Raw genomic sequence first — 16,946 nt, 5'->3', positions numbered from 1 at the left:
ACCAAACACCAACTTGACCACCACGGCAAGGAAAACCGCCCGATGGCTATGGCACCGGAGCCCGCTCCGTGACGGCCGGCGGCCGGCGGGTTCGGTCGCCGGATCGGTTCATGAGGATCACCGTCCAGGCGATGACCATGTACAGCCACACCGACGCGACGTTCGCGGGGGCTGCGGACATCTCCGCCGTCAGCCCGTTCACCGCGAAGAACAGCACCAGGCTCACCAGCAGCGCCGCGTCGGCGCGCCGCGCCGGCAACCGGCTCAGCCCGACGTTGACGGTGGCGAGGACGATCAGCAGCGTGCAGAAGAGGGTCACCCCGACCGCGCCGCCCTCGACGAGGGCGTTGACGAAGGCGTTGTGGCCGCCGCCGAGGCCGATCTCGTCGAGGAAGAGGCCGCGCGCCGCCGACAGCCCGTTTCCGAAGAACGGCTGTTTGGCGAAGGCGTCCAGCGCGAGCGTCCACAGGTCCGTGCGCGCGTTCAGCGTCTCCAGTTGTTCGACGCTCTCCCCGCGGGTGGCGAAGGAGAGCAGGCTGTCGGTGAACACCAGCCCGACGACGATCGCGGTCGGCACCCCGATCATCAGCAGCTCCGCGCGGCCGCGGGCGCCCCTGGCCACCACCACCAGCGCGAGGACCCCTGCCGCGCAGGCCCCCGCCGCACCTCGCGTTCCCGTCGCGATCAGCGCCGCCGCCAGGACGAGGATCGTCACCAGGTACGCCGGGACGGGCCAGCGGCGCGGCAGCCCGCCCGGCAGCGCGAAGGCCACGGTCAGCAGCAACGCGATGCCGAGGAAGATGCCGGCCGAGACGGGATGCACGTACAGCCAGTTGAACCTGTCCATGGTCTGCGGGGTGCGCTTGAGGGGCACGGCCAGCCCGAATCCCACCGAGAACAGGACGAGGACGACGAAGGCGTGCGCGAGCCGGTAGAGGTCGTCGCGGTCGGCCCGCGTGGCGACGACGTGACAGACCGCCGCCGTGATCATCAACTGCGTACCGCGGACCAGGGCGAACTGGTGGAACGGCGACCACAGCGCCGACAGCAGGGAGTAGCTCGCGAAGGCCCAGCCCAGCAACAGCGGAGCGGGCGCCCGCCTGCGCGGCGGCCTGATGCCGAACCGCCGGTAGAGATAGAGGGCGACGACTCCGTAGATGCCGATCTCCAGCAGGATGTTCGCGTCCACGCCACCCGAGATGGCCTGGTGCCCGCTGCGGGAGCGGAGCTTGTACTCGCTGGCCAGGATGAGCGTCAGGGGGAGCAACACGGGCCACCACGCCGACCGGAGGGAGCGGTGACGCGCCTTGGACATTCGCTCTCCTCGTACTGGACACGGGCACCCGAGCCTCGACCAGAATACTTGTGGACACCGTACCGAACGAGGGAATCGCGACATATGGGTGCACGGGAGATGTTACCGGAATCCGTCCTCGATATAGGGCGTAAAGCATTCCGGGCCTACGGAATGGCGACGGCGCGGACACGACCCGATCCCGATTTCCTGCTCATCGGCGCCAAGCGCGGTGGTTCGACCTCGCTGTACTACGCACTCCTCGAGCACCCCCGGGTCATCCCTCTCTTCCCGTCGGCGAACCTGCTGCCGAAGGCCAACCATACGAAGGGCATTCACTTCTTCGACAGCAATTACGACAAGGGCATGCGCTGGTACCGGTCGCATCTCCCGAGCAGAGCCACCCGTGCGCGTGCGGAGCGGCGCGCCGGCGGCCCGGTGATCACCGGTGAGGGGTCTCCCTACTACCTCCATCACCCCCTCGCCGCGCGACGCGCCCGCCAGGACGTGCCGGGCGCGCGCATCCTGCTGATCCTGCGTGATCCGGTGGAGCGCACGTTCTCGCACTACCGCGAGCGGGTCAGGGCGGGCGCCGAGTCGCTCTCCTTCGAGGACGCGCTGGAGGCCGAGGCCGAGCGGACCGCGGGCGAGGAGCAGCGGATCACCGAGAACCCGTCGTATCGCAGCTACGCCCACGAACAGCAGTCGTACGTCGCGCAGAGCGAGTACGCCGTGGCGTTGCGCCGCTGGCTCGACTCGTATCCGGCGGACCGCTTCCACGTGGTCACGAGCGAGGAGTTCTATCGGGACCAGCAGCGCGTCTGCGACGGGATCGCGGCGTTTCTCGGCCTTCCGCCGGCGCCGCTTCCCGGAGCGGGAAAAGTGTGGAATCCGGCGCCGAAGGCCGAACTGGCGCCCGCGGTCAGAAAGAAACTCGCCGACCACTTCGCTCCCCACAACGCCGATCTCGAAAAGCTGCTCGGCCGGCGTTTTCCCGACTGGACGGATTAGTCCTTCCCGGCTCCCAGCGTCTTCAGGGCGGACATCAGCCGCCGGGTCAGTTCCTGGTCGTCCCGCCCCCGGCGGCTGACCCGATCGCGCCAGTAGTCCGCGGCCTCGGCGTACGCGTCGCCCGGGCGCGCGGGAGGGCCACCGCCGTACACGGCGATCCGGGTCGCGAGGAAGTACACCTCGTCGGCGTGAGGCGGGCCGTACCCGGCGTCCTCCCAGTCGATGAGCCAGGGAACCGGCCCCCGGGTGAGCCGGAGATTCCACGGCGTGAGGTCCCCGTGCATCGGCGCCCAGTGCCCGGGGACGTCGTCCGGCCGCGGCAGGCACCTGGCCAGAGTCTCACTGATCCCGTCCGCCAGGCCGGCGACCGCGACGCCGGGCACGGGCCGGGCGGGCACCGGTTCCATGGGAGACAGCAGCAGCCACCAGAGTGAGCCGGCCGATCCCGTCCCCAGCACGCGGGGGACGCGGAAGCCGAGCCCGGCGGCCCCGCCCGGCTCGCGGGCCGAACCGGCGGTGAAGGCCGCCAGAGCCGCCGCCTCCCGGGTCAGCTCCCCCGGCGACTCGCGTACCTTGAGGAAGCCCAGGGGCCGCCCGTCGCGCAGGAGCAGCAGAGCGGCGCCACCGGCCCGGGACGCCTGCGGACGCAGATAACCCGCCACCCCGTCGAAGGGACCGGTGAGCGCCGCGACCCGGGCCGAGATCTCGGACCAGCTCTCCTCGTCGAGCGGCGGCCGCCAGGTCGTGCGCCTGCCCGGCAGCACCCAGGGGCCGAGGGCCCCGACCGCCACGTGCAGCGCCCGTTGGATCGCCAGCGGCAGCGGCTTGGACAGGGTCACGAGCGACAGCCCCGCCCGGGCGGAGCGGCGGTCGCGGGTGGGGATGAGGATGTTGCCGCGGCCGGGCGGAAACGCCAGATGCCGTCCGTTCATCGCGCCGGGCCCTTCCCCCGGCGTCGCAGCGCCACGAGAAGCACTCCCACGATGAGCACAAGGGCGAGCCCACCGCCGCCACCCGCGATCCACATCCAGCGGGCCGTCATTCGCGACGCCCACGGGGGCTCGGCCCGCAACTGCTCGGGCAGGCCGAGACGGTAGACGGGAGTGGACGGATGCTCCGACGAGATCAGCAGCGCGGAACCGTCCGCCGAGAGCGCGAGGCCCTCGCCCTGGGGCTGCTGGGGCACGTCGATGATCCAGCTCACCTTCCCGCCGAGCTTGTCCCAGACACGGATCTTGTTGTAGCCGCGCAGGAACACGGCGCCCTTCGCCGAGATGAACCCGTCGTCCACCACGTGCGGGATCTTCATGACGTGGGTGAGCGGGTTCGGGCGGTCCTCGGAGAGGGTGAGCGGGGCGGAGTAGAGGTCGCCGCCCTGGTCGCTCTTGGTCACCACGTAGAGATGCCGGGTGCTCGGTTCGACGAGCAGGGTCTCCGCGTCGTGCTGCCCGTCCGGATAGACCAGCCGGTACGTCGTCGACGGGACCGTCTGGGTGACGAGGCTGCCGGGCTCGGCGAAGCGGTGCACCAGGATGCCGTCCGGCCGGGGCTTCGGAGTGCCGCCGATGTCTCCCACATAGATCCAGGACACGCCGTCCTCGTCCACCGCGCCGCCGAGCGCCTCGGTGTCGACGCCGGTGACTCCCGCCAGGGTGACGACCGCCCGGGTACGCCCGTCGGGACCCGCGGCGAACAGCCGCACCGGCCCCTCGCCGTCGTTGACCGTCCACACCACACCCGCGTGGACCGCGCTCGCGTACATGCCGCTCGACTCGGTGATCTCTGGATCGGTCCAGGAGAACGCCGTCGTCCAGGACGAGGCGGGGATGGTCTGGGGCGGGGGCTCGTCGGCCCAGGCGGGGGCCGACGTCGTGAGGGCGGCGGCGAAGCTAACGATCAGCTTTGACAGGAACATGAGGACCGGTTTCCGATCGGAGGGCGTGCAGGCGGATCACCAGGACGACGGACGTGACCACTCCGCCGGTGCCGATGTAGAAGGGCGCGAGACCGACGAGATCGGGCCGCCACAGGAGCATGACGGCCAGTACGGCGAGCCCGATGACCGACTCGATCAGCCGTACCTCGAACACCAGCCGCGAGTGACGGTAGGCGGTGGCGAGCAGGCTCACCGGCATCGTGGCCGCGATGCTGACGCAGTAGGCGCCCCACCCGGCGACCGTCACCGGGTCGACGTCGAACCGGCCGGCCGTGATGAGGTGTTCGAGCGGCCCGGTGAGCAGCACCGCCACGAGCGCGCTGACCGCGGAGACGGACGTCAGCGCGACCGACGCGGTGAGCGCGAGCCGCGCCCGCAGCGGGTGGCCGGCCTCCCTGAGCCTGACCATGCGCGGCAGCAGGAAACCGCCGACTCCGTTGATGAGCGTGAGCGTGGGGGCGAGCAGCAGGCGCGCGGCCTCGGTGGCGGCGAGGGCGGTGCTGGAGACGAGGGCCGCGATGGCGATCCGGGCGAGCAGCAGCGTCGTGGGCCGCAGCACCGCCTGGGCCGCGCGCCACGCCGCGAAGACGCCGACCCCGCGGACGTCGGCGCCCCTGAGCGGGGGCAGCGCCAGTTCCTCGCGCGGCGCCTGCAGCAGCACCAGGAAGATCGACACCACGCAGCCCGCGGCCATGGCCACGAGCAGCCACTCCAGGTCGATCCCGGCCGTCACGTGCACGATCACCAGCACCACGCAGGTGGTCAGGAGATGCAGGCCGTCGTTGCGGGCCAGCCGGGCGAACTCCATCCGCGCGGCGAGCAGCCGGCGGCCGGTGTCCTCGGCCAGCCACACCACCACGAGGAGCCCGAACAACAGCGTCCGGGCGCCGGGGAGCGCGCCGAAGGCGAGCGCCAGGACCGTTCCCACTACCGCGCCGAGGGCGAGCGTGCCCAGCAGCGAGACGAACAGGCCCGCCCGCACCCGGGGGTCGAAGCGGTCGAGGACGGTCAGCGAGTCGCCCACCCAGGCCGTGTGCAGGGTCGCCATCACCACGAGCGCCCCGTTGAGCAGGGTGAAGGCCGCGAAGCCGGCGGCCCCAAGCTCCCGGGCCGCGATGAGTTGCAGCAGCAGGCTGCCGACCGCCGTGATGACCTGGGCGAGCACAGCGCCGCCCGCCCCCAGGATCCGCCGCACCGCTACCGCTTCGCGAGCAGGTCGCGGCACAGGGCCTCGTAGCGTGCGGCCACGTCGTCCCAGGTGTACTCGGTGCGGGCCCGCTCACGGGCGGCGTCGCCCCGGGCCCGTCCCCTCGCCGGGTCGGCCTCCGCGTCCTCCACGGCCTTCGCCAGCGACGCGGCGTCGGCGAAGAACTCACCGGTGTCGCCGAGCACCTCCCGGTTGAAGTTCACGTCGTAGGCGACCACCGGGGCGCCGGCGCCCATGGCCCGCAGCAGGGAGGGGTTGGTGCCGCCGACGGAGTGGCCGTGCAGGTAGGTCGCCGCCCCCGCGTAGAGCGCGTCGAGCAGGCGCTGGTCCCAGATCCCGCCGGTCAGCGTCACCCGCGGGTCGGCCTCGGCCAGGCGCTCGATCCCGCGCGTGTACTCCGCGGCGTACGGCGCCGACCCGACGACCACCAGGGGGTAGGTCGCGGCGCTCCGCGTGTAGCCCTCCACGATGAGGTCGACGTGGTTCTCCGGCTCGAACCGGGCGACCACGAGGTGGTAGCGGCCGGGCTCGTATCCGGCGGCGCGCAGGACCTCCTCGTCGACGGCCTCCTGCACGGGCGCGCCGTACGGGATCATCACGCTCGCGGTTTTGTAACGTTCCCGGTAGTAGTCCTGGATCCCTCTGGCGTCCGCGATGATCTCGTCGGACCAGCGCACCGCGAGGCGTTCGGCGACGAGGTAGTACCTGCGGCCGGTTCCGTTCCACTTGGCGCGCTTCCACTCCAGGCCGTCGACGTGGGTGGCGACGGGGATGCGGGCGGCCCGCACGAGGGGCAGCAGCGGCGAGTTGGCCGCGTTGAAGACCAGCGCCACGTCGGTGCGCCGCCCGAGCAGGTGCCCGACCGACAGGGCCGTGTGGCTCAGGGTTTCGAGCACTTTGTGACGGACGGCCGGCAGGTGGACCAGGCGCATCCCCCGGTACTCGCGCATCCGCTCACCGCCCGAACGGCAGTAGACGCGCACCTCGTGTCCCGCCTCGACCAGGCGCGTGCCTATTTCCTCCACCGCGGTCTCGAACCCGCCGTAACGGGCGGGGACCCCTCTCGTGCCGATCATCGCGATTCGCAACCGGCCCTCCATCGAGTCCTGGCCCCCATCAAGTGTGTGCGAAAATCGTGAGAACCATACCTCGGGATGGGGATTACTTGGATAAGGATCGAGTGGTAATCGCACATCCGTCACCAGATTTATATGGGTCTGACCGCATGGTGCTCGAATCGGTGAATTCGGTCATAAATACGCATCGTGTCCTTTTTGTCCTACCGGTTGACGGACCGCTTACCGAACGCCTGAGGGCGGCGGGCGCCGAGATCGCCTTCCTGCCCGTCCCCGTGCTGCGCAAGTCCCTGCTGTCTCCCGGGGGCCTGCTGTCGCTCGCCTGGCGTACGCTCACCGTCCTGCCGCGCATGGTCGCGCTGCTCCGGCGGACGCGTCCGCCGGTGCTGTACGTGAGCACGATCACCATCCCGCTGTGGATCGTGGCCGGCCGCCTGGCGGGAGTCCGGGTGATCTGCCACGCCCACGAGGCCGAGCAGAACCTCTCCCCCTTGGTGCGGCGTCTGCTCACCGCCCCCGTACGGCTCGCCCATCTGACAGTGGCCAACAGCGAGGCGTGCCTGCGCACCCTGACCACGGCGGGGGTGCGCCCCGACCGGGTGCGAGTGATCTACAACGGGGTGCCCGACCGCGGTGACGCGACACCGCCGCGGGAGACACCCGAGGGCCGGCTCGTGCTCGTGGGCAGGCTCTCCCCCCGCAAGGGCACCGACGTCGCCGTACGGGCCGCCGCGCTGCTGCGCGAGCGCGGCCGCGCGGTGCGGCTCACGCTCGTCGGCGCCGTCTTCCCGGGCTACGAGTGGTTCGAGGAGGAGCTCAGGTCGATCGCCGGCGAGGAGGTCGAGTTCGCCGGGTTCCAGGACGTGGTCGCGCCCTTCCTGGCCGACGCCGACATCGTGCTGGTGCCCTCCCGCGAGGAGCCGTTCGGCAACGTCGCGGTGGAGGGCATGCTCGCGGGCCGGCCGGTGGTGGCGAGCGAGGTCCAGGGACTCGCCGAGATCGTCCGGCCGGGCGAGACGGGGCTGCTGGTGCCTCCCGGCGATCCCGCCGCGCTCGCGGACGCGATAGAAGAACTGCTGGGCGACTGGCCGCGCGCCCTGACGATGGCACGGGCGGGACGGGAGGACGCGTGTGACCGTTTTGCGCTGACGCGTTACCACAAGGAAACGGCTCGCGTCCTTTCCGCGTCGCATACCTCTGCCTAGACTTCGAAAGGGGAAAAGCGTGGGAGGTAACGGGGAAGTGGTGAGCGAGGAGTCCGAGGAGGTCCTGCCCGAAGTCGGACTCCTGGAGGCCGTCTGGCGGTATCGCTGGTCCTCGCTCCTGATCATCATCTTGTCCGGGCTGGCCGCGGCCGGTGCGACGCTGGTGCTGCTCAACGGCGCCACGGCGACCGCGCGGTTCGCCGTGACCGACCCGCGCAGCACGTCGTTCCTCCGGCAGGGCGTCTCCTCCGACAGCAGCTTCATCGCCTACACCGCCCAGCGGGCGGCGTACACACAGTCGGCGAAGGTCCTCGGGCGCGCCAAGGAGCTCCTGGAGACCCGGCAGTCGTACCAGATCGACCTGGAGACCCTGCGCGAGAACGTCCAGGCGAGCCCGGGGTCGAGCGGCGGGATCATCGAGGTGCAGGCGGCGGCGAAGACCGACAGGATCGCCGCGAACATCGCCAACGCCGTGGTCGAGGCGTACCAGAGCCTGACCGCGGAGACCGCCAAGGCCGACCAGGCCAAGCTGGTCAAGAGCATTAGGGCCACCGAGCTCCAGATCCGCAACAGCCTGAAGAAGGCCGCTCCCGGGAGCGGCGTCGCGACCTCGCTCACCGAGGCCCTCGTGCAGCTCCAGCTGAAGGAGAGCGACGCCCAGATCGACCTGGCGACGTACAACGACGGTGTCCGGTTCGTCGACCAGGCCAACCCGCTGCGGATCTCGCCCAGCAAGCTGCCGAGGAACTCCGCGATCGGGCTGGCGCTCGGCATCATCATCGCCGTCGTGATCGCCTTCCTCCGGGCGACCAACCCCATCACCCGGGTCGCCCGCGCCACGATGGGCACGGGACGGCGCAAGCGCCCGCGGCGCATCCTGCTCGCCAAGGCCCAGCCGACGCGGCTGACCGCCAAGGCGCTGACCGCCGCGCCGTCGTCCTCCACGTCCTCGGGGGCATCCTCAGCCGCGTCCTCCAGCCTCTCCTCCGGATCGGGCGGCCCGGGTTCGTCCTCGTCGATGTCGTCCGGTCCGGCGCGCAACGGCTCCGTCGTGAACGGCGCGAACGGCATGAACGCCGCCAACGGGGTGAACGGTTTGAACGGCCTGGACGAGGAGGAGGACAGCACGGCGGTCTACGACCGCAACGCGCTGCTCGCCTACAACGTGGACGACGAGGAGCTGCGGATCGTCGACATCAGCGCGGAGGCGCGCAACTCGAAGCGGTGACATGCTCGCCCGGCCCGAGGGGCCCGGGGCACCGCTCGCCGCGTCACGGCGCAGATTCCACGGCTCAGATTGTTACGGCCGGAGGCCGGGCCAGGCGGCGTGCAGCGCCTCGCGCCAGTCCCGCATCGCGGGCAGCCCCGCCTTCGCCCACCCGGCGTGCGACAGCACGCTGAACTCCGGACGGCGCGCGGGCCTCGGGAAGGCGGCGCTGCTCACCGGGCGCACCCGGCCGGGGTCGGCGCCGAGCAGCGTGAAGACCTCGCGGGCCAGGCCGTACCAGGTCGTGCGGCCGGCGTTGGTGCCGTGATAGATCCCCGGCGGGGCGGACGCGCGGACCAGCCGGATCACCTGGTCGGCGAGGTCGGTGGTCCAGGTGGGCTGGCCGTGCTGGTCGTCCACCACGTCGACCGTCTCCCGCTCCCCGGCCAGCCGGATCATCGTGCGGACGAAGTTCGGCCCGGCGTCGCCGTACAGCCAGGCGGTGCGCACGACGTGGCCGCCGTGCTCCAGCGCCGCGCGCTCCCCCGCGAGCTTGGTCCGTCCGTACGCGTTGAGCGGGGCGGTCGCGGCGTCCTCGGGAACGGGCTCACGGGCGTCCCCCGGGAACACGTAGTCGGTCGAGATCTGGACGAAGCGCGCGCCGGCCTCGGCCGCGTGGGCGGCGAGCTCGCGGACGGCGTGGCCGTTCACCGCCATCGCCTCGTCCTCGTGGTGCTCCGCGTCGTCCACGCCGGTCCAGGCCGCGCAGTTCACCACCACCTCCGGACGGTGGCCGAGCACCCAGTCGCGCACCGCCGCGGGATCGCGGATGTCGAGCTCCGCCCGTTTCGGCGCGACGACCTCGCCGTCGGCCCGCCGTACCAGGTCGGTGGCGAGCATGCCGCCGCCACCCGTGACCAGCCAGCGCATCAGTGCTCCCCGAGCAGGGGCGTCCACCAATCGGGGTTGCCGGAGTACCAGGCGATGGTGTCCCTGAGCCCGTCGTCGAAGCCGACGGACGGCTCGTAGCCGAGCGCCCGGATCTTGGCGTCGCTCAGCGAGTAACGCCGGTCGTGACCCTTCCGGTCGGGCACGTGCTCGACCATGTCCCAGCCGTATCCGAACGCCTCCAGCAGACGGATCGTCAGCTCCTTGTTGGCCAGCTCCGCCGTCCCGGCGACGTGGTAGGTCTCGCCCGCCGCGCCGCGCTCGGCCACGAGCTGGATGCCCCGGCAGTGGTCCTCGACGTGGACCCAGTCCCGGACGTTGCCGCCGTCGCCGTACAACGGGACCTTCTCTCCCCGGATGAGCCGCGTGACGAAGAACGGCACGAGCTTCTCGGGGTACTGGTAGGGACCGTAGTTGTTCCCGCAGCGCGTGATCATCACTGGCAGGCCGTGGGTGACGCCGTACGCCCGGGCGACGTGGTCGGCGCCCGCCTTCGACGCCGAGTACGGCGAGCGGGGACGCAGGGGCGCCTCCTCGTCCCAGGAGCCGGTCTCGATCGAGCCGTAGACCTCGTCGGTGGACACGTGCACGACCCTGGACACACCCGCGTCCAGGCACGCCTGCATGAGCGCCTGCGTCCCGAGCACGTTGGTCCGGACGAACTCGGCGGCGCTGTCGATGGAGCGGTCGACGTGCGACTCCGCCGCGAAGTGCACGACGACATCGTGCCCGGGAACGACCTCGGCGAGCAGCGCGGCGTCGCACACGTCCCCGTGGACGAAGTCGAACCCCCCGGAGACGGGCTCCAGGTTGGCGAGGTTGCCCGCGTAGGTGAGCTTGTCGAGCACGGTGACACGGGCCCCGGCGAACACGGGATAGCCGCCGGAAACCAGGGTGCGGACGTAGTGCGAGCCGATGAAGCCGGCCCCGCCCGTGACGAGGACCCTCACGATGAGATCTGCACCTTACTGTGGTCGCCGAGCACGAGCCGATGTGCCCGGGGCGTGTTGGGGGCCGGGGTGACCTCCACATCGTGGCCGATCAGAGAGGCCTCCACCCGGCGTACGCCGGTGATCGAGGACCGGGACAGCACGATCGAATACTCTATCTCGCTGTCCTCGACGACGCAGTCGGCGCCGATGGAGGTGAACGGGCCCACGTAGGAGTCCGTGACCCGGGTGCCCGCGCCGATGACGACGGGACCGACGATGCGCGACCCGGTCACCAGCGCGCCGTCCTCGATCACGACCCGGCCGATCAGCTCGCTGGCCTCGTCGGCCCGGCCGCGGACGGCCGGTTCGAGGCTCTCCAGCACGAGCCTGTTGACCTCCAGCATGTCGGAGACGTTCCCGGTGTCCTTCCAGTATCCGGAGATCACCGTCGACTCCACCCGGTGTCCCTCGTCGATCAGCCACTGGATGGCGTCGGTGATCTCCAGCTCGCCCCGCCGCGACGGCTTGAGCTCGGCCACGGCCCGGTGCACCGCCGGGGTGAAGAGGTAGACGCCGACCAGGGCGAGGTCGCTCTTCGGCGTCTCCGGTTTCTCCTCCAGGCCCACCACGCGCCCGCCGGGGCCGAGTTCGGCGACCCCGAACTGCCGTGGATCGGGCACGCGGGTCAGCATGATCTGGGCCGCGGGCCGGTCGGCGGCGAAGCGGCGGACTATCTCGGTGATCCCCCCGACGATGAAGTTGTCCCCGAGGTACATGACGAAGTCGTCGTCACCCAGGTAGTCGGTGGCGATGAGCACGGCGTGGGCGAGCCCGAGCGGGGCCTCCTGCCGCAGGTAGGTCACCTCCAGACCGAGCTCCCGCCCGTCTCCGACGGCGGCCTCGATCTCGGCGTGGGTGCCGCCCACGACGATGCCGACCTCCCGGATGCCGGCGGCGGCGATCGCCTCAAGGCCGTAGAAGAGCACCGGCTTGTTGGCGACCGGCACGAGCTGCTTGGCCGAGGTGTTCGTGATGGGCCGCAGCCGCGTGCCCGATCCGCCCGCCAGCACGAGCGCCTTCACCTGGGGCCCCTCCCGCCGGTCGTCGCCTCGTCGCGTCGCGGCACCAGCAGGCGCACTAGTAGGCCCCTTCCCCGCCGACGACCGCCGCCCATGTCTTCCAGAGGATCTGCAGGTCCATGATGAGCGACCAGTTCTCGACGTAGCGCAGGTCGAGCCGGACCGACTCCTCCCAGGACAGCTCGGACCTGCCGCTCACCTGCCACAGGCCCGTCATGCCGGGCTTGACCAGCAGGCGCCGCCGCACGTCGTCGCCGTACTGCGCCACCTCCTCCGGCAGCGGCGGGCGGGGGCCCACGAGGGACATCTCACCGCGCAGCACGTTGAGGAGCTGGGTGAGCTCGTCGAGGGAGTAGCGGCGCAGCACCCCTCCGACCGGTGTCACCCTCGGGTCCTTGCGCATCTTGAACAGCACGCCGTTCCCGGCGTCGCGCTGCGTGAGCTCGTGCTTGACGGCCTCGGCGTTCCGCACCATCGTCCGGAACTTGTAGAGCACGAACAGCCTGCCGTCCTTGCCGACGCGGGGCTGCCGGAACAGGACCGGCCCGCCGCTGGTCACCCTGATCACCAGGCCGATCGTCAGCAGCACCGGCAGGATCACGATCAGGATCAGCGCCGCGACCACCCGGTCGAAGACGCTCTTGACGAGCTGCTTGCCTCCCCGCAGGTCGGGGTGGGCGACGTGGAGCAGGGGCAGCCCGGCGACCGGGCGGATGCTGATCCTCGGCCCGGCCACCTCCATGAGCGCGGAGGCGACGTAGAGCTCGGTGCCCGTCTCCTCCAGCTGCCACGTCAGGCGGCGCAGCATCGATCCGTCCAGCTCGGGGCAGGAGAGCACGGCGACCGTGTCGGCGCCCACCCGCTCCACCACCTCGGCGACGTCGGAGAAGTCGCCGAGGACCGGGAAGCCGTCGAACTGGGCGGGCAGGTCCATGTGCTGTTCCGGCGGGACGCACGCCGCGACGATGCGCATGCCGTGGTGACGCTGCCGGCTCAGCTGGGCGTGCAGTTCCAGCACCGAGCCCCAGTGGCCCACCACGACGACCCGCCGCAGGCACTCTCCGGCCCGGCGCCGCCGGTGCAGCCGCTTGCGCAGGCCGTACCGGAGGAGAAGGCAGCACAGGCCGGCGAGCGGGATGGCGACCATGACGTAGCTGCGGGCCAGGAGGGTCTGGGTGAGGTACGCGGAGATCGCGACGACCGAGGCGAGGGCGGCGGTGGCGTGGAGGACCTTGCGGTACTCCTCGGCGCCGTCCCCGAGGTGACGGGTGTCGTATCCGCCGATCAGGGCCACGACCAGCGGCCAGGCGACGACCAGCGACGCCGCGAGCGCGCTCTCCCACGTCCCGGCCTCGCCCAGCAGGAGCCTGACCCCGAGGACGCCCAGGACGGACACCGCACCACAGGCCACGTCGCCCACCAGCATCACGCGGACGTGGCGGCGCGGCCAACCGGCCCGGTCCGTCGACTGCCTCACGGCGTATAACGCGTCGTCAATGGCAATGTCCATGCGCCCTCGCCTCTGCCCATCCTCACTTCTGGAGGAAAGCCCGCCCGGTTCAGCCTGCGTCAGAAGGTGATGATTGGAACGATCCTAGGGGATGGCGGAAGTTACAGGGAAGTTCAACCATACGTCCACATGCGGCCATACTCACGTGGTGGACAAGACGTCCGACAGATGGTCCCGATTTCACTACGTATTGGACCGTCCCGTGTGCCGGGTATGGGTCAGTACGGTAGATGTCTGCTTTGGAATGCACGCGCGCAGGACAAGGACTTGAGCATTGGACACCACGTGACGACATCCGGACAGTTACCTCTCACCGCGACCCCGCCGCCGCGGGTGTCACGCCGGCGCAAGGTGCTGATCGTCGTGACCCTCGTGCTCCTCCTCCCGCCGGCCGCCCTCTTCGCGGTGCTGATGCAGCGCCAGCACGTGTACGACACCAACCTCCGGCGGGTGCAGCAGGTGTTCCCCGAGGAGTGGGACCGACCGGCCAAAGCAATTGGAACCGCCCAGAACTGGCTGGTCGTCGGCGCGGACAAGCGGCCCGGAGAGAGCGGCTTCCAGCGGTCGGACAGCCTCATGATCGCGCATATCCCCGCCGATCGGAAGCGAATCTTCCTGATCGGCATACCTCGTGACTCCTATGTGACCATCCCGGGCCACGGTAAGGACAAGATCAACGCGGCCTACGCGTACGGCGGCCCGCGCCTGTTGATCCAGACGGTGGAGAAGCTGGCCAAGGTCCGGATCGACCACTTCGCCGCGCTGGATTTCGACGGTTTCGTCGAGATGAGCAAGGCGCTGGGCGGCGTAGACGTCTATGTGGCCCGTCAGGTTCACGACCCCGCAAACAAAATCACCTGGCCCCAGGGAAACGTGCATCTGGAGGGCGAGCGCGCGTTGCTATTTGTCCGCCAGCGTTACGGACTGCCCGGCGGAGATTTCGACCGTATTAAAAGACAGCAGGCCTTCTTACGGGCGGTGGCCCAAAAAGTGGTCAGCAAGGGGATGCTGACCAATCCGTTCGCGCTGGACAAGTTCCTCCAGGCATTGACACGGTCCCTGTCGGTGGACTCGGGGGTCGACATGAAGACCCTCAGGAGCCTGGCGGTCGAACTCCGCGACGTACGCGGCGACGACCTGCGGTCGGCCACCTACCCCGTCGCCGGCACGGACACGGTCAAGGGGGTGAGCATCGTCCGCCTGGACGCGAAGGAGGGCGCGAAGCTCACCGACGCCCTGCGGGAAGACACGCTGGAGCGCTACTTCGCCGACCGGGGCGGGCTGAACGAGTCCTCCTTCGTCCGGTGACCCCGCTCGTCTAGTCGTATTCGAGGTCGGGCAGGGGCGAGGGCGGCTCCGGGCTGCGCCACACCACGACGTAGTCGGCGTGCGCGCCGGCCACCGCCGTGCTCAGCCGGTCGAGGTCGAAGTCCGGCAGGTACCGCAGCCGGGCGAGGAAGCTCGCGTCGGTCGCCGAGTGCGGGACCACGCAGCCCTCGCCCGCGCGGTCCAGCAGGACGATGAAGACGTCGTCCGGCTGGCCGGACGGTTCCCGGCGCTCGTGCCCGCCGACGCGGACCTCGACGACGTCCTCCCACGCGAGAGCCTCGACGCTGCCGTCGGCATAGTGACGCGTCACGCCTTCTTCGGTGACGTACACATAGGTGTCCGGCACTGGGTTGCCGTGCATGGGCGCGATTGTGACGACTCACAGCGGCCCCGTGCAAGACCGTTCAGGCAGGCGGCTCAGCCGTGCCGCCACCGCAGATGGGCGCGCACCGCCCGCACCGCCGCCTCCGCCGGTCCCTCCGCGATCGTGCGCAGCAGCGCCGCGTGCTCGGCCGCGAGCTCACGGGGGTCCTCGTACGCGTGCCTGAGCCGGACGAGCCCGAGCCGCGTCTCGGCCGCCAGCGTGCCGTACAGACGCTCCAGGCGGGGGCTTCCGGCGGCGGCGACGAGCGCCTCGTGCAGCGCCATGTGCTCGGCCACCACACTCGCCCAGGGGGCTCCGGACGGCAGGCCGGACAGGCGGCCCAGCGCCTCCTCCGCGGCGCGCACCCGGCGGCCGGCGACCGCCTCCGCCATGAGCTCCTCCAGCGGCCTCCTGACGTGCATGAGGTCGGCCAGGTCGGCGGGGGTGATCTCCGGGACGTACGCGCTGCGGTTGCGCTCGCGCCGCAGCAGCCCCTCGTGGACGAGGAGCGCCAGCGCCTCCCTGACGGTGGGGCGGGCGACGCCGTACCGCGCGGACAGTTCCTGCTCGGGCAGCGCCGCTCCCGGCTCGACGTCCCCCGACAGCACCCGCTCGCGCAGCGCGGCGGCGAGCGCCTCGACGGTGGAGACGGGCCTCAGGGTGGTCACGGGCTGAGCCTACTCATCGGATCGGATCTGTACCGGGCCCGTCAGTGACGGCCGGCGGTCGCCTTCGGCGTCCCGGGCTTCTCGGGCTTCTCTGGCTGCTCGGGCTTCTCTGGCGCGCGGGCGTCCGGAGTGCGTGCCCGGGGCGGGCAGGGCGACCACGGCCAGACCCGCGGCGAGCAGCGCGAGACCGGCCCACGAGACCGCGGACAGGTGCTCGCGCAGCGCCACGACGCCGAGCAGGGCCGCGACGGCGGGTTCGGCCAGCGCGAGCGTGGCCGCCGTGGCCACGGGGGTCGTGCGCAGGCCCCGGCCGTACAGGAGGTAGGCGAGTGCCGTCGTGGCGCAGCCGAGATAGAGCGCGGTCAGCAGGCCGCCCGGCCGGGCGAGCCACACCGGGCCGCTCAGCACGAGGACCGGCAGCATGAGGACGGCCGCGCCGCCGAAGAGCACGCCCATGACGGTCCCCGAATCCGTCCCCCCGCCGATGGCGCGGGCGGCGACGACCACGTAGAAGGCGTACAGGAGCCCGCCGAGCAGGGCGAGCCCGATGCCCGCGGCGTCGGCGCCGGTCTCCCCTCCGGCGCCCCCGCCCGTGACGAGCACCGCGCATCCGGCGACGGCGGCGGCCGTGGCGAGGGCCCAGCGCCCGCTCGGCCGCTCGCGCCCCACGAGCCAGGACAGGACCCCGGTGAAGACCGGGCCGCTGCCGATGGCCACCACCGTGCCGATCGCGACTCCCGTACGGTGGACCGCCGCGAAGAAGCAGAGCTGGTAGGCCGCCACCGCCGCGGCCCCCAGAGCCAGCGTCCAGTGCGCGCGGGCCCACCGCGCCAGGTCGCGCCCGGGGGTCCGTACGCGCTCGCGGGAACGGTCCAGAGAGCGCTTTCGGAGGGAACGGCGGTGCGCGGAGACCGCCAGCGCGGCCAGCACGGCGCCGCCCAGCACAAGGCGGGCGGCCGCCAGAGAGACGGAGTCGGCGGCGGCGAGGGCGCCCGCGGTGCCCGCCGTTCCCCACAGCACGGCCGCGGCGACCACGGCGAACGGACCGGATCGGGTATGCATGGGATCGATTGTCTGACAACCAGACAGCAATCGGCAAGGCGTTTGCCCACGAACGCTGAGACTGTCCTGATACGGGGCTGTGGCCCAACTCGTTAGGAACGATCCCTGGTGGGCCGAC

The 16,946-nt window shown here is 71.2% G+C and carries 16 protein-coding genes; 4 read left to right on the top strand and 12 right to left on the bottom strand.

What is annotated here, in order from left to right:
- Nucleotides 1–46: 46 nt before the first annotated feature.
- Nucleotides 47–1,315 (bottom strand): O-antigen ligase family protein, encoded by a 1,269-nt coding sequence (locus Mam01_RS14700; RefSeq protein ID WP_204285868.1) that lies wholly within the window; start codon nt 1,313–1,315, stop codon nt 47–49.
- Between the two features lie 84 nt (nt 1,316–1,399).
- On the opposite strand from Mam01_RS14700, the gene Mam01_RS14695 reads away from it, so the two are divergent.
- On the top strand, nt 1,400–2,305 hold the full coding sequence (locus Mam01_RS14695) for a sulfotransferase (RefSeq protein WP_204285867.1): 906 nt from the start codon (nt 1,400–1,402) through the stop codon (nt 2,303–2,305).
- Here Mam01_RS14695 and Mam01_RS14690 read toward each other — a convergent pair.
- Genes Mam01_RS14690 through Mam01_RS14675 form a run of 4 tightly spaced genes read right to left on the bottom strand, consistent with a single transcriptional unit; the run spans nt 2,302 to nt 6,536 of the window.
- The gene (locus Mam01_RS14690) at nt 2,302–3,237 is read right to left on the bottom strand and encodes a phosphotransferase (protein WP_204285866.1); all 936 of its coding nucleotides are present in this window, start codon (nt 3,235–3,237) and stop codon (nt 2,302–2,304) included. The two genes, Mam01_RS14695 and Mam01_RS14690, sit on opposite strands and share 4 nt — an antisense overlap.
- Nucleotides 3,234–4,220: a hypothetical protein gene (locus tag Mam01_RS14685; protein WP_204285865.1), complete on the bottom strand. Its 987-nt coding sequence runs from the start codon at nt 4,218–4,220 to the stop codon at nt 3,234–3,236. The genes Mam01_RS14690 and Mam01_RS14685 overlap by 4 nt, the downstream gene beginning before the upstream one ends.
- Nucleotides 4,195–5,436, bottom strand: a complete 1,242-nt coding sequence (locus Mam01_RS14680; protein ID WP_204285864.1) for an MATE family efflux transporter — start codon at nt 5,434–5,436, stop codon at nt 4,195–4,197. The genes Mam01_RS14685 and Mam01_RS14680 overlap by 26 nt, the downstream gene beginning before the upstream one ends.
- 2 nt (nt 5,437–5,438) lie before the next feature.
- Nucleotides 5,439–6,536 carry a DUF1972 domain-containing protein gene (locus Mam01_RS14675; protein WP_204285863.1) on the bottom strand — a complete coding sequence of 366 codons (1,098 nt, stop codon included), beginning with the start codon at nt 6,534–6,536 and terminating at the stop codon, nt 5,439–5,441.
- 137 nt (nt 6,537–6,673) lie between these two features.
- Between Mam01_RS14675 and Mam01_RS14670 the strand changes: the two genes are divergently transcribed.
- Together Mam01_RS14670 and Mam01_RS14665 are read left to right on the top strand one after the other, a co-directional pair.
- The gene (locus Mam01_RS14670) at nt 6,674–7,729 is read left to right on the top strand and encodes a glycosyltransferase family 4 protein (RefSeq protein ID WP_204285862.1); all 1,056 of its coding nucleotides are present in this window, start codon (nt 6,674–6,676) and stop codon (nt 7,727–7,729) included.
- Nucleotides 7,730–7,769: 40 nt separating this feature from the next.
- Nucleotides 7,770–8,957 (top strand): GumC domain-containing protein, encoded by a 1,188-nt coding sequence (locus Mam01_RS14665; RefSeq protein WP_204285861.1) that lies wholly within the window; start codon nt 7,770–7,772, stop codon nt 8,955–8,957.
- 72 nt (nt 8,958–9,029) lie between these two features.
- Here the strand turns inward: Mam01_RS14665 and rfbD are convergent, their stop codons facing one another.
- Genes rfbD through Mam01_RS14645 form a run of 4 tightly spaced genes read right to left on the bottom strand, consistent with a single transcriptional unit; the run spans nt 9,030 to nt 13,405 of the window.
- Entirely contained in the window at nt 9,030–9,866 is an 837-nt protein-coding gene (gene rfbD, locus Mam01_RS14660; RefSeq protein ID WP_204285860.1) for a dTDP-4-dehydrorhamnose reductase, read from the bottom strand.
- The gene (gene rfbB, locus Mam01_RS14655; protein WP_204285859.1) at nt 9,866–10,834 is read right to left on the bottom strand and encodes a dTDP-glucose 4,6-dehydratase; all 969 of its coding nucleotides are present in this window, start codon (nt 10,832–10,834) and stop codon (nt 9,866–9,868) included. Before rfbB ends, rfbD begins: the two co-directional genes overlap by 1 nt.
- Nucleotides 10,831–11,898 (bottom strand): glucose-1-phosphate thymidylyltransferase, encoded by a 1,068-nt coding sequence (locus Mam01_RS14650; RefSeq protein WP_204285858.1) that lies wholly within the window; start codon nt 11,896–11,898, stop codon nt 10,831–10,833. Before Mam01_RS14650 ends, rfbB begins: the two co-directional genes overlap by 4 nt.
- A 55-nt stretch (nt 11,899–11,953) precedes the next feature.
- Nucleotides 11,954–13,405, bottom strand: coding sequence for a sugar transferase (locus tag Mam01_RS14645; protein ID WP_204285857.1), 1,452 nt, complete (start codon nt 13,403–13,405; stop codon nt 11,954–11,956).
- A 351-nt stretch (nt 13,406–13,756) separates the two neighbouring features.
- Here Mam01_RS14645 and Mam01_RS14640 point away from each other — a divergent pair, with 351 nt between their 5' ends.
- Nucleotides 13,757–14,713, top strand: coding sequence for an LCP family protein (locus tag Mam01_RS14640; RefSeq protein WP_204285856.1), 957 nt, complete (start codon nt 13,757–13,759; stop codon nt 14,711–14,713).
- Between the two features lie 10 nt (nt 14,714–14,723).
- On the opposite strand, the gene Mam01_RS14635 is transcribed toward Mam01_RS14640, so the two are convergent.
- Genes Mam01_RS14635 through Mam01_RS14625 form a run of 3 tightly spaced genes read right to left on the bottom strand, consistent with a single transcriptional unit; the run spans nt 14,724 to nt 16,828 of the window.
- Entirely contained in the window at nt 14,724–15,095 is a 372-nt protein-coding gene (locus tag Mam01_RS14635; RefSeq protein WP_150935979.1) for a hypothetical protein, read from the bottom strand.
- A 56-nt stretch (nt 15,096–15,151) separates the two neighbouring features.
- On the bottom strand, nt 15,152–15,766 hold the full coding sequence (locus tag Mam01_RS14630; RefSeq protein ID WP_204285855.1) for a GntR family transcriptional regulator: 615 nt from the start codon (nt 15,764–15,766) through the stop codon (nt 15,152–15,154).
- 9 nt (nt 15,767–15,775) lie between these two features.
- The gene (locus Mam01_RS14625; protein WP_204285854.1) at nt 15,776–16,828 is read right to left on the bottom strand and encodes an EamA family transporter; all 1,053 of its coding nucleotides are present in this window, start codon (nt 16,826–16,828) and stop codon (nt 15,776–15,778) included.
- Nucleotides 16,829–16,946 lie beyond the last annotated feature (118 nt).

It is taken from the genome of Microbispora amethystogenes (assembly GCF_016863015.1).
GTDB classification, from domain to species: Bacteria; Actinomycetota; Actinomycetes; order Streptosporangiales; family Streptosporangiaceae; genus Microbispora; species Microbispora amethystogenes.
This window is presented reverse-complemented; position numbering and strand designations above follow the sequence as displayed.

Bases quoted from the DNA above. Each gene is read 5' to 3' on its own strand.
- Mam01_RS14700 (WP_204285868.1), bottom strand. From the start codon at position 1,315: ATGTCCAAGGCGCGTCACCGCTCCCTCCGGTCGGCGTGGTGGCCCGTG.
- Mam01_RS14690 (WP_204285866.1), bottom strand. From the start codon at position 3,237: ATGAACGGACGGCATCTGGCGTTTCCGCCCGGCCGCGGCAACATCCTC.
- Mam01_RS14635 (WP_150935979.1), bottom strand. From the start codon at position 15,095: ATGCACGGCAACCCAGTGCCGGACACCTATGTGTACGTCACCGAAGAA.
- Mam01_RS14670 (WP_204285862.1), top strand. From the start codon at position 6,674: ATGGTGCTCGAATCGGTGAATTCGGTCATAAATACGCATCGTGTCCTT.
- Mam01_RS14645 (WP_204285857.1), bottom strand. From the start codon at position 13,405: ATGGACATTGCCATTGACGACGCGTTATACGCCGTGAGGCAGTCGACG.
- Mam01_RS14625 (WP_204285854.1), bottom strand. From the start codon at position 16,828: ATGCATACCCGATCCGGTCCGTTCGCCGTGGTCGCCGCGGCCGTGCTG.
- Mam01_RS14695 (WP_204285867.1), top strand. From the start codon at position 1,400: ATGGGTGCACGGGAGATGTTACCGGAATCCGTCCTCGATATAGGGCGT.
- Mam01_RS14685 (WP_204285865.1), bottom strand. From the start codon at position 4,220: ATGTTCCTGTCAAAGCTGATCGTTAGCTTCGCCGCCGCCCTCACGACG.
- rfbD (WP_204285860.1), bottom strand. From the start codon at position 9,866: ATGCGCTGGCTGGTCACGGGTGGCGGCGGCATGCTCGCCACCGACCTG.